The 12,223-nt window shown below is 39.7% G+C and carries 9 protein-coding genes; all 9 read right to left on the reverse strand.

Annotated features, from left to right (window positions below):
• Positions 1-46: 46 nt before the first annotated feature.
• The 9 genes from V6R21_RS16610 to V6R21_RS16650 all read right to left on the reverse strand — a co-directional run bounded on the left by V6R21_RS16610 (position 47) and on the right by V6R21_RS16650 (position 12,193).
• The gene (locus tag V6R21_RS16610; RefSeq protein ID WP_334244756.1) at positions 47-2,443 is read right to left on the reverse strand and encodes a TonB-dependent receptor; all 2,397 of its coding nucleotides are present in this window, start codon (positions 2,441-2,443) and stop codon (positions 47-49) included.
• Positions 2,444-2,650: 207 nt separating this feature from the next.
• The gene (locus tag V6R21_RS16615; RefSeq protein WP_334244757.1) at positions 2,651-3,823 is read right to left on the reverse strand and encodes a glycosyltransferase family 2 protein; all 1,173 of its coding nucleotides are present in this window, start codon (positions 3,821-3,823) and stop codon (positions 2,651-2,653) included.
• A 70-nt stretch (positions 3,824-3,893) separates the two neighbouring features.
• The gene (locus V6R21_RS16620) at positions 3,894-4,790 is read right to left on the reverse strand and encodes a glycosyltransferase family 2 protein (protein ID WP_334244758.1); all 897 of its coding nucleotides are present in this window, start codon (positions 4,788-4,790) and stop codon (positions 3,894-3,896) included.
• A 37-nt stretch (positions 4,791-4,827) separates the two neighbouring features.
• Entirely contained in the window at positions 4,828-6,051 is a 1,224-nt protein-coding gene (locus V6R21_RS16625) for a glycosyltransferase (protein WP_334244759.1), read from the reverse strand.
• Between the two features lie 144 nt (positions 6,052-6,195).
• Positions 6,196-7,086 carry an SAM-dependent methyltransferase gene (locus V6R21_RS16630; protein ID WP_334244760.1) on the reverse strand — a complete coding sequence of 297 codons (891 nt, stop codon included), beginning with the start codon at positions 7,084-7,086 and terminating at the stop codon, positions 6,196-6,198.
• A 52-nt stretch (positions 7,087-7,138) separates the two neighbouring features.
• A complete protein-coding gene (locus V6R21_RS16635; RefSeq protein ID WP_334244761.1) occupies positions 7,139-8,158 on the reverse strand; it encodes a glycosyltransferase family 2 protein in 1,020 nt (339 codons plus the stop codon).
• 5 nt (positions 8,159-8,163) lie between these two features.
• A complete protein-coding gene (locus tag V6R21_RS16640; protein ID WP_334244762.1) occupies positions 8,164-9,483 on the reverse strand; it encodes a lipopolysaccharide biosynthesis protein in 1,320 nt (439 codons plus the stop codon).
• Between the two features lie 24 nt (positions 9,484-9,507).
• Positions 9,508-10,953 carry an O-antigen ligase family protein gene (locus V6R21_RS16645; protein ID WP_334244763.1) on the reverse strand — a complete coding sequence of 482 codons (1,446 nt, stop codon included), beginning with the start codon at positions 10,951-10,953 and terminating at the stop codon, positions 9,508-9,510.
• Between the two features lie 28 nt (positions 10,954-10,981).
• Positions 10,982-12,193: a glycosyltransferase family 2 protein gene (locus V6R21_RS16650; protein WP_334244764.1), complete on the reverse strand. Its 1,212-nt coding sequence runs from the start codon at positions 12,191-12,193 to the stop codon at positions 10,982-10,984.
• Positions 12,194-12,223: the final 30 nt, after the last annotated feature.

Raw genomic sequence — 12,223 nt, forward strand, 5'->3', positions numbered from 1 at the left:
ACTTAATGAAGGGGCTTACTTTTTTTATAGCACTCTGTAATTCTTTCTATATTTTGCTTCTCAACGCTAACACGAAATTACGACCTGCTGCACTAATTCCTGAAGCGTAAGGTCTATAATGCTTGTCCAGTATATTTTCAACACCTCCACTAATTGTTACGTGGTTGGATACTGCTGCCTTAAATCTCATATCCATTGCCTGCCAAGGTAAAGCACCTTGCTCCGAGTATAAATAAGGTTTGTCCTCCCATTCTGACCTTGATATTTCGTCAGTAGTAAAACCATCACTAAATCTGAGTACTGACTCAATAGTTAACCACTTCCTTTTATACTGAAGACTTGCTTGTCCAAACATTGGGGGTACATGCCTCAATGGATCATCGTTTTCGATATCTTTCCCTTCTGCATAACTAATAGATGACTTGAAACTTAACCAAGAGGTCAGTTCCGCATTCAACTTTAACGAAACGCCACTTACATAAGCTGTACCTGTATTCTGAAGTGCCAATATGGAAACCTCTTCATCTTGGTAAATCATTTGGTCACTTCCGTTCACTTGAAATGGTCTTCTAACCATCGCATCAACCAAATAAGTATAAAAAGCCGTGCTCTCCAGTCTTACCTTTTCAAAAAGTAATTTAGAACCACTTACCTCTGCAGAATAAGTATATACAGGTTTTAGATCAGGATTGGGAACCACTAAACCATCTGAACCTGGATCAAAAAATTTACCTGCATCATCAATATTTGGAGCCCTAAAACCCGTAGCCAAATTCAAGCTCCACTTCCAAGACTTTTCAGGTAACCAAACCAGACCTAAAGCCCCACTCAATGCTCCCGTACTAAAAGCAACCTCATCATAAGGTAATTCGATCAGCGATTTATCTGAAAAATCACTGAAAAGATTTACCCAAGTATATCGTATGCCAGCGTTCAGAAACATTTTATTTCCCATCAAAGGTTGTTTATAATTGACGTAAACAGCCGAAGATGTCATGGAATTCCCCCTATTGGCATAACGGCTTATTACAGGAGATTTTTCATGTGTAATAATATCCTCCACTTCTCCCTTTGATGAAACCGTATTATATATCAACTCTGCACCATAATACAAAGTCCCTTTACTGGATAGTCGTTTTACAATATCCAAGTTTACACCATAGACATTGACATCCTCTTCCCTACGTCTTATAGCTGTGTTATTTACTTTTCTATCTACACGGTCTTCATCTATACGCTGGTGCGAAAGTAAAACTCTTATTTTGTCCGAAAAATTTGTCTTCTGAGCATACTGTAAACCAAACCTGTTCATCATCCATAATTGAGGTCCGTAATACCATTCTGCGAACCTAAGTATTCCATCTCTTGTCTCAGTCAGTCGGTCATACCTTGGAACATTCGAGGAACTGGTCAGGTAAAAACCGTAATCAAACTGCCAATGGTCATTTGGTGAGAAGTTGAATTTCTGCATTGTATTCCACTGGCTGTATGCAGAACCTACTTGTACCGTTGGATCTGAATTTGTCACTTCTACATCCGAATCACCAATACGTTTAACGTAAGTGGCTCTTTTCCCAAAATCTGGTGCTTTATCAGAAAACTTGCTCCCTGCTTTTAAGTCTCCAAAATCACTATATAAGAAGGTTCCTGTCCAGGCAAACTTCTCTTTTGTAAACCCTAATTTTGTAAAACCTGTCCGCTCTTTGTTTGCAGAGGACACTCGTAATAATGCCTCAGCATTTAACCCTTGCTTTTCTGACATAGGTGAAACGGTATGAAAGTCCATCACACCACCCAATGCATCGCTGCCGTACATTACAGCACCAGGCCCCAAAACGACATCTGCTTTTTCTATTGTATTTGGGTCAATAAGGATAACATTTTGCAAATTTCCACTTCTGAAAATGGCATTATTCATTCTGACACCATCTACTACAATCAAGACATTGTTAGCTGCAAAACCCCTTAACATTGGACTACCTCCTCCCATTTGACTTTTCTGAACAAAAACTTCCCCTGTCCCTGCCAAAAGGTCCGCTGATGTTTGTGGGTTTATAAATGCCACATCCTGTTTTCCAATTGAAATTACTTGAGCTGGCACTTCTGACTTCCTTTCTTCCCACCTTTTGGCTCCAATAACCACTTCATCCAAATTAATAGAGGAAGCTTTTAGGGTAACAGAAAAGTTATTCGACACCAATTCATCATAAGTAAGTTTCAAAACGTGGTAGCTCAAGTGCCTAAATACAAAAGTACTCGCTTGATCTATTTGTTTGAACGCTACAATTCCACCTAGATTAGTGGTTAAGTTATTATCACCGTTTGAAATAATTACTCCTTCAATTGGGGCTTGTGATTCATCAACTACTTTAATCCTTTGAGAAAATAGCGGAAAGCATAGTAGCACAAGAAGTGTTAGTAAAAAGTAACGTTGAATTGGCATCTTAAAAAAAGTATAGTTTCTATTTAAAAAACCATAAAATAAACATTAACCCATCTAGTTTTAAAATGAAACCAAAAATATTGTAGCATAAAAAAGCCCAACCCATCTAAAAATTAGAGGATTGGGACTTTCACAGCTATATATTATTTAGAAAATTTGAGTTCTGAATTTGTAATCTATAAACAGATGTCTCAGCCCTATTTTTGGTTATGTATTGACTCTTCGTTCCGCTTTTTCCCAAATCACAGTCTGCTTTCCTTTAACTAACCGAACCAGCCCCAACAAAACGCTATAGTTCATCATAAAGAAATAGTACGGTATAAAAAACACCTTATACCTGATTTTAGAATCTTCGATACTCTTCCCTATTAAGACTAAAGCATAAAACAGAAGCTGTGCGCCAAATACCCAATCATAGAATCCTTGATAGTGCCAAGCCAACCAGAAATTACTGATAAACAGCAATCCCATCGAGATCGGTGCCAATGTCCAACGCATTGCCCTATGCGACATATACTGAAATGAAAGTATACCAAACTTAAATATATTCAACAAGGGATATAGCAACATAATTGCCTGTAAACCACCCGCTGAAATACGCACTTTACGTTTCAGCTCTTCCTTTACATTTACTGAAGCTGTTTCACATGCATATGCATCAGGCTCATATACAAACCTGTACCCCTGCATGGCGATTTTCAGAGACATGTAAAAGTCCTCAATCAGGATATTGGTGTTAACTGTCTCATACAATTCTGTCCTGACAGAGAAAAGCTCACCAGCTGCTCCAATCACACTATTTAGTTCTGAATCCCATTTCTTCAAAGTAGATTCATACCTCCAGTAAAACCCTTCACCTGCACCACTGGCATTATCGGAGTCCAATTTCAAGATTCTCTTTTCTCCTGCTACTCCTCCTACATTTTTATCCTCATAATGCCTGACTATATTCTTGATTACATCGGTATTCAGAATTGTATTGGCGTCAGAGAAAATCGTAATTGGCGATGTTACATAAGGCATAATTCTATTGACCGCTGCAATCTTACCTGCTCTCTCAGGCTTGTGGTAAAGCGTAATCTCAGGATATTCACGAATAATATCCATCGTTTCATCATCAGAACCGTCCGTTACAAATAGAAAATTGATCTTGTCAGCAGGGTAATCCAACGTCAAGCTGTTCTCTATCTTTTCTCTGATAAAGTCTTCTTCGTTATAAGCTGCCACAACAAGTGTTACCTCAGGATACTCCGTAATGGTTGGTGGACTGCTCTTTCCCTTGATCATTCTTTTTAACTTGACAAGTCCAAACAGTAAGAAACCATACCCAAGATAGGTATATACAACTACGGCAAGTGCCAACCAAAACAAGATTTCCATAACAGATAGTAAACTTAATGAGTAGAATGATTACATATTTTCAGATAGTGTTTTTGGACTAACAGGATCATTAGGCAGGACGCCAAAGACCATCAAGAAAGCCATTCACAACAGCTTTCAGGTTATTAAACCGGGCTTTGACTGTATTTTTCAATAGTTCTTTAGGTAAGACTGTAAAAGTGAAGTATGTGTAAAAAAGGATAAACTGGGGCAAGGCAAAATTCCGCTTCATAAAAAGGATTCTATTCCTGGTCATGTAATATGACTTCAAAGGACTTTGCTTTCCTGTTGAGGCAGATTCTTTATGATAAACTAATGCATCTCCAATATAGCGAATCTCAAATCCAGCTCTCCGTATGGCAGCACACCAATCCAGTTCCTCATAATACAGGAAAAAACCCTCATGCATCATTCCCACTTTTTCTATTACTTCACGAGACACCATCATGGCCGCTCCATGTGTCGAATAGGTTGGCATGATGCAATCATACTCTTTATTGTCTTTTTGGTTCTTGCCTATAGCCTTATTTCTTCCAGTATAAGGGTGAATAGGTGAAAAGCCAGCATATTGAATTATTTCAGGTGTATAATAGTACCTAATCTTGGGACTTGCTGCACCTAAACTTTCATCCTTCTCAAACTCCTCAACCAATGGCATTATCGAAGATGAAGTCAGTGCCGTATCATTGTTCAGAAAATACAAGTACTTACCACTTGCAGCCTTGATTCCCAGATTATTTCCTCCTGCGAACCCTAAGTTCCTTTTACAAACTATCACTCTTGCGTCAGGATATGCTTCCCTGTAAGCAACTGTCTTGTCAGAGAGCGCACCATTATCCACCACAATTACCTCAAGGTTTGGATAACCTGAATCTGCTATGGTTTTTAGCATTTTCAATGTTTCGGCAGCCTGCCTGTAATTGACTGTAATAATGGATACAAGTGGGTAGTCTTCTTTTCTTGACATGGCTATATCAGTTTAGTCGGATATAAATATGTTAGGGTCAGTCGTTTCGAATATTCCACCTGACAGTTTCTTCCTCTGCCTTCAGGATTTCTTTCCACTGCTCAATGCGCTTTTCCCAAGTATTGCCTGCTGCAAATATTTTTCTCTTGTGAGTATCTTCCTCTGTACAGGCTGCCAAACCTTGTTGTACTTTTTGAACAAACTCATCTACATCTTTGTACCTGAGTATCACATCATCAAAATCACTCAGATCTGCAAATTGGCTTGTAACGACTGGTTTGCCTAAGGATAGGTATTCATTGATTTTGAGTGGATAGATGTGCTTGGTATACTCTGTACATTCAAATGGGATCATGCAGATATCACCTGCATTCATATAAGCAGGAACTTCCTTGTAGGGTCTTCGTCCGAGGAAATGTACATTCGGTAATTTCTTGAGTTCTGCACCCTTAAACTCCCTCTCATCAACTGGTCCAACAAACACAAACTGAAAATCTGGAAGTTTCTTGGCTGCTACTTCCAGCAGCAAATAGTCTATCCTGAGTCCAATATTACCTACATATACCACTCTTGGATGTTTGATATTGGCAATGTCTTCAGGAATCGGCTCTGCATTATTGACAAAAAATGCAAAGTCAGCAGCATTCTCTACGGTATAACATTTCTGGTTCCACTTTCTAAGCCTTTTGGAAATCTGCTTGGATGTTGAAACCACAAAATCCGCTTTTCTTACAAATTCCCTTTCAGCAATAGTCCCATGCCTTGCAATGTACCTTTCGCCAGGAGTATGATCTACACAATGATATACCCTCATTACAACATCCTTATCTGTCCGGATCTGAGAATAAACAGGGTCAAAAGAATTAATGTAAATAAACTCGGAGATTCCATATTGGTCTAAAACCTTATCGATATATGCCCATACAATGTTATTATTCAAGGCTCTACATTGGTTATATACAGCCCCTTCAGGTAAGAAATTGATAGACGGAATTGGTTTAGGACATATATTAATCAGGTTTGGATATTCCTCGAAAGGATGGTGTGCCAAATTCCCCTTTTTCCATAGGTTTTTCCTGTATATCAATTGTCGGTTGTATTTGGCCGTAAAGGAGTCTTTCCAAGTGAATGGGTGGTCTACATAAAAGACAATTCTGTTCCGAGATAGTTCTTGGGCTACCTTTAAGGATGTTGACGCATATAGTCCATCCCACCTTGGCAATGCCTGCATCACAATGGGGGTTTCTGAGAATGGATTCATAGAGAGTAGCGGTAAAACATAGCGGTTAATTTCGAGCTCTGGAAAGGACAGTGAATGAAAAATACATAGAGCTGATAAAGCGGCTCTGTATTACAAACCAAATTGTAACAGCCGGAACAGGATATCCCATTCCGGCCATAATATTTAATCCAATAGTTTTTTATATGGCTTTCTGCCGATTACTTGAATGGCATTCCCTTGTTCGGAATTATCAAAGAACTTATCAATATGGATAAGTGCTTTACAGAGTGGTAAAAATGCCAGTTGAACGACAGGCCCTGCCTTAAGGGAAAAATACCCTATTTCCCATGCTGCTCTAGCCCACTTGCCATCAGAGTTGGCGGCATACTTTACCTCAAAACCTGCTGAGGCAAATTTTCTTACTAAACCTTCAAGGTTAAGCACCTGACCAACATGTTCATCGTCAAGCCATTCGTTATGATCTTTGAAGAACTTGTGTGGAAGGATTGTCTCCTGTGTAATGTTAGGCATCTTCACTAACAAATAGCCACCAGGCTTCAGTTTCTGGAAACAATCCTTGAACGGCATCTGCTCCACATAGATATGCTCGAATACATCAACTGAGAAAATCAGGTCAAAGTGTTCATCTTCTGGGTAAGAATCGATCTTTCCTTCAAAGACTTCCACATTGTCAAGCTCCATTTCCTTGCGGGCATCCCTTACTTTTTCAATTCTTTTTGAATCAATATCTAGCGCAGTAACTTTCAAGTTCTTTAGCTTTTCTGCTACCATAAAAGAGAATTCGCCATACCCACAACCAAGATCCAACACCTTCTGGAAACTTGTCAGTGGTAACTTGTTAAGCAACTTGGTTAGTACCTGTGCTCTTGCATAATTGCCGATATTGGTATATCCGAATACGTTGTAAACTAGTTTTCCCAATTTTGGGAACCTTTTCATCATCTTGCCTGTGCGCAACTGTGACTTGCCGAAATCGAATTTGATCCGCTCGACTTTCTGCACTTCTGGAGCAGGCAGTTGATTGATTCTGAAACTCTGTGTAGATGTAGTCATAGTATAGTAGTAGTAAAGCTGGAAATTGAATTTCTGATTGTTGGTGGGATAATTATCTTCTGATTACTTTAGGGATTAACTGACCGACTCCACTCTTCTTAGCCTTTGTGTTTTTCACTAATGCCTTATAGCGTTTGTCTGCCTGTCTGAACTTAGGGAAAAGGTAGATCAGAGATGCCCACCATGATAGGTTAATCAATACACCCTGAGCAAATACCACAGGACGATTCATATATTTTATGCGTGACTTGAGTGAAAGTGGAATATGCTTGAAAAACATTTTACCATAAATATTCACCCAAGGATTAGTGGCTCTTTTGCTTTTATAGGCATCCTTGTCTTTATAATAAAGCAGGAACTCACTTTCCAAAATCTCCATCCGCTTCATCAGCTTGGAAAGCTTCTCTTTTCTTGGTGGATGGATGACCTGCATACTTGGAACAAACAATAGCTTTCCTATTTTTTCCAATCGCCAAGCAAGATCCGCATCTTCATTATGTGCATAAGGAAATGATTCGTCAAAACCTCCAACCTGCCAGAAAGCATCTTTCTTTATGGCTACATTACAAGTCGGAAATGCATCACTTCCATGTTCATTATCGATCTGGTGCGTAAGAGGTGTACAGGACTTCCTATCAGTAGAAGTACGCCCTTGCAAACCAACAGCTTCAGTTTTGTCAAAGTGCTCTACAATTTGTTTCAGCCATTCTTTCGTCACCAAACAGTCATCATCAGTAAATGCTATAATATCTCCTCTAGAAGATCTCACACCTACATTTCTAGCTTTGGCAGGGCCTTCTCCCTTCTTTGCTATACATTTTATTTCAGGATGCTTTTGGGCAACTTTCTTCACCATTTCTTCTGAGCCATCAACACAACCATCACAAACTACTATTACTTCAAAAGGACAGACGTGTTCCATGGTTTCCAAAATTGAATCCAGCAATTCTTTCAAAGAATCAATCCGATTGTGCGAAGGAATGATGATCGAAACCTTTGGAATCTTGCTTGTAAAGTTCAGGGTCATATGCTTATTCTTTTTGTTCACAGTAATCAAATCCTTTTGTTCCATGATAGCTATCGCTTTTTGCCTATGTAGTCATTATAAGCGTTGTTGGCTTTATGAATGGCGACCTTGTAACTGACAGGTACAAGTGAAAAACACTTCTTGTAACTAATCTGCACTTCTCTTTTCAGGATAACAGAAGTCCATATCAAACTGACTGCTTCTGCGACGAAAGGCCCTAGAATAGTACCCCAAAGACCAAAGTTGCTGATAAAAATATATGAGGCGATAATATTGACGATACTGACTACTATCAGCAGATAAGTGTTCACTTCTGGTTTTCCGATTGCATTGATACAGCTGCCGAATGCATTTCCAAAGGGTGCCGTGATGGAGGACATCATCAGGATGGCTAGTATGAGTGGAATCGACTGTATGTATTGGGGCCCATTGACCAAAGGGACCACCTCATATGCTAAAACTGCCACTACAATGATAATGATCAAGAAAAAGCCCATTAACGAGGAGACCGTTTTTTCAAACAATTCCCTTAGAACATCTTTCTGACCCAAGTTGGCAGCTTCACAAAACTTGGGAAAGATCAGACTCTGAATAGCGCTATTAGGCATCAGAATCAAATGAATATATTTTTGTGCTACACCATATATAGCAGTATCGGTCATGGTCAACAGACCTGCAGTCAAAAAGACATTGATCCGGTTGGCTATATTTCCAGTAAAGCCTCTTAAGGCACCATGACCTCCATAGTGCATAATTACCTTGACATCCTCTTTTCGAATTGTCGCCTTCCAAAGTTTCCTAAAACCTATGGCTCCTACTCCATAAAGACTCCCTGCTGTTCCTGCAAATGCCAAGACATACACCAAATTTTCAACTGGTGCCTTTTCATAAAAGATCAATCCTGTTGTTATTACCAATACCAAGAATACCAGAATATTCCCTCTGAAAATGGTTACAACTTCATGGGTCAAAAGGTGAGCATACACTTGCCACCTGTAAATTGCCCAAGGGATTGCCCCTAAAGGATAAAGCAGGAAAAACTCTTTCAAAGAACCGGGGATTCCCAACCATCCGAGCAAATAGATGATTAGAGAAACCACTATCTCCAAACCAAGATTGACAGATAGATTTAACTTATATACATCATATCTTCTCTCTTCTGACACACCACTTCCTGACTTATTCAGAGCCGTCTGTATGGCTCCTTCTCTAATTCTTGTGATCAGGAAAAAGATGGTGGTGAATAAAATCCATTTCCCTGCATCATCTGTTGAATAAAATCTAGTTACAATGACCAGTAACCCGATTCCAATCATTAAGTCAACCACATTATTGAGCAGTGCCCAGATAACTTTCTTCAATGAAGGCATGATCTAGTTCCTTTTTCGGCTTCTTTACGAAACCTGTCCATCAGTCTTATCTTCAGGTAGTCTACTACCAATTTCATTGGCCTTGTATGCCATTGCTGTCAGTACCCAGAAAAGTAGGTTGAAAGGAAGTTTACCAATGATATCCTGTGTATACTCTACTACTGCCAAAGGCAGGGTACTGGCCAATATTGACATGGCAAACCACTTCATTTCACTATCTCTGATATTGTAATAGCCAATTATTGTTGACCATATAATTTTGATCCATAGAAACAGGTATATTAATAACCCTACCCATCCCATTTCAACTGCTACACGCATATATCCTGAATCTGGTGGGAAATTAGCCAAGAAAGTCCCTGGGCTAAACCGGTTACCCCAAACGCCTGTTGATCCTAACCCTCCTCCCATTGGATGGCTTAAAATATAAGGAGTGATGATCTCTCTGTTTTCTTTTCTAACCTGATAGGAAGCATCTTCTTCAGAATTAAAGGTTGATTGAATCCTTTTGAGGTGATAGTTATTGGTGGGAATCTGCATCACACCCCAAAACATGGCTCCTCCCACAATGGTCAGTATCGATAGCTTTTTGTTACGGGCAAGCACCACAATTACTATAATCCCGACTGGAATCATGGCAATCCCTGTACGAGTCCCTGAATAAATCAATCCCATTACAATGGCTATCACACCTATCAGAATAAAGGTTTTCCACTCCCACCCAATCTTAGCCCAGAACAACACAAATGAAAGCATCATGGCAAATGACATCCCAACCCCAAACTGTGCTGGAGAACCTAACGTACCAAAACACCTCCACCTACCTTGAATATATACAAACCTTACAATCTCACTTTCAACCATAAAGTCCATTTCAAACCCAAAGTAATCATGGAAATATTGCTTAAGTCCCCATACAGCAGATATGAATGAAAGTAACCAAATGAACAGGAGCATTTTCTTAATATCCTGTTTGGTATTCATGTAATGATAGGTGATAAAGAAAAGCATGATATACCCAACTACAGGTCTCATTACATAGAACCAAGCTACCCGTGAAGCTGCTTCAGGGTTCATCAGCTCCAGCAAGTGCCAGCCAATCCAAATCAGGATAGCTGAAGTCAGCGGAGACTTAAAAAACTCAAAGTTTTTTCTCGAAAGATCTCTAAGCCAACAGGAAAGTGTCATGATTAGAATCAGAAAATCCATAATCAATCCAACTGGCAAAGATGGAATCAGCATCCGGAACACATTCAGGAAATAGGCAATCCCTACCATCAGGTATATACCAAACTTGGGATTCATGGTAGCCTGAATCAGTAATGGAACCCCTACAGCCATACCTCCAATTACGTAGCCAGTAAGCCAATGAACTTTTGTTGCCAGCAATGCAACACCTACTGCAAGACATACTCCCCACAGATACCAGAGTTTGGCAAAGTCTTTTTTATGTATGGTGTCTCCAATCATTGGGTTTATTGTCTGTATAGGTACATTGTTAAGCGTCTCGAGTATGAATAAACTTTCCTTGAGACTTTTTCTGTACTCCTTTAAAAGCACTGATGAGGTTATTCCAAGCTAGTATTGGTGCAAATATGATTAGTCTGAAAAACGAGTTCATTCTTCTTGGAGCTTCCAATACAAAAGCGAGTACACCTAAGGCAATGGTTAGAAAACTGATAGTGAAGAATGGGAATGGAACCCATGAAGCATTCCATAAGAATATAACTTCCAAGGCAGCACCAACCAATGCCAGTAACCAGTGCACACTCCTTGGGGGTCTGTAAAGTGCCAATAAATAATCCAATGCTTTCTGTCCGCCTTTTTTGAATAGTTTTTTCCCGTAATAGATTGCATTGAAATACTGATTTCCAAACCATCTGACCCGTTGCCTTTTGAGTGCTTCCAAGTCATCTGTCTTTTCCTCATAAAGCATCGCCTCTGGTACATAGGCTACTTTTACAGGCAAATTTCTTAACAGCAGTTGAATCATCAGGTTCTTGTCCATGCCGGGAGCTCTTCCATCCAAGTGGTTAACCAAGTAATTAAAGGTTTCTACTGGAAATACAATTCCACTACCACTAAACTCCGGACAACTCCTTTGAAGCATTTTTGAAGCCCTTAGCATAGTGTCATTCAAGCTTTCAGCCATAGCATCATATACTGCACCTGCTGAACTGGTCGACAAAGGCTTTCTGCACCCCTGTACAATTTCATAATCGTCTGTATATAGCGCTGCTTTACTGAAAAAGCCTACATCCACTAGGTTATCCTTGTCAAGCAATACAATATGTGATGGGTTCAACAGTCCCTCACCAACCCACTTCTTCAGAGTGCCCGCCATATGTCTCAATGCCTCATGGTATGGATTTCCCTGTACATGACTGAATGATTTCTGCTCTATGATACAACCAAATGCCTGTGCCTGTTTTACAATGCGCTGGTCTGCATCCTGAAAAAGGACATAAATATGTAGTGTTCCATCAAAGCTTGCCCTTCTAATTACTTTCAGGGCTTCGAGCAGCCGTTCATTTGGTTTGTAAGCTGGCAGAAACACGACCCACTCTAAGTTACTGGTATCTGCACCACCAATTGCCTTGCGCTTATTATGCAGCCAGAGTACACCTGCCAATAAGTTTATAGTGTTGTAAACGGCATAGAACAAGCAGTAAATGCCAATGATCGAGTAAAGGATGCTAAAGAGCCACATAGCTGTGCATGTTGATAGTTTGTCTATACC

The organism is Limibacter armeniacum, from assembly GCF_036880985.1.
GTDB lineage: Bacteria > Bacteroidota > Bacteroidia > Cytophagales > Flammeovirgaceae > Limibacter > Limibacter armeniacum.

Excerpts from the sequence above, each read along its gene's own strand:
- V6R21_RS16610 (WP_334244756.1), bottom strand. The coding sequence starts at position 2,443 with ATGCCAATTCAACGTTACTTTTTACTAACACTTCTTGTGCTACTATGC.
- V6R21_RS16615 (WP_334244757.1), bottom strand. The coding sequence starts at position 3,823 with ATGGAAATCTTGTTTTGGTTGGCACTTGCCGTAGTTGTATATACCTAT.
- V6R21_RS16620 (WP_334244758.1), bottom strand. The coding sequence starts at position 4,790 with ATGTCAAGAAAAGAAGACTACCCACTTGTATCCATTATTACAGTCAAT.
- V6R21_RS16625 (WP_334244759.1), bottom strand. The coding sequence starts at position 6,051 with ATGAATCCATTCTCAGAAACCCCCATTGTGATGCAGGCATTGCCAAGG.
- V6R21_RS16630 (WP_334244760.1), bottom strand. The coding sequence starts at position 7,086 with ATGACTACATCTACACAGAGTTTCAGAATCAATCAACTGCCTGCTCCA.
- V6R21_RS16635 (WP_334244761.1), bottom strand. The coding sequence starts at position 8,158 with ATGGAACAAAAGGATTTGATTACTGTGAACAAAAAGAATAAGCATATG.
- V6R21_RS16640 (WP_334244762.1), bottom strand. The coding sequence starts at position 9,483 with ATGCCTTCATTGAAGAAAGTTATCTGGGCACTGCTCAATAATGTGGTT.
- V6R21_RS16645 (WP_334244763.1), bottom strand. The coding sequence starts at position 10,953 with ATGATTGGAGACACCATACATAAAAAAGACTTTGCCAAACTCTGGTAT.
- V6R21_RS16650 (WP_334244764.1), bottom strand. The coding sequence starts at position 12,193 with ATGTGGCTCTTTAGCATCCTTTACTCGATCATTGGCATTTACTGCTTG.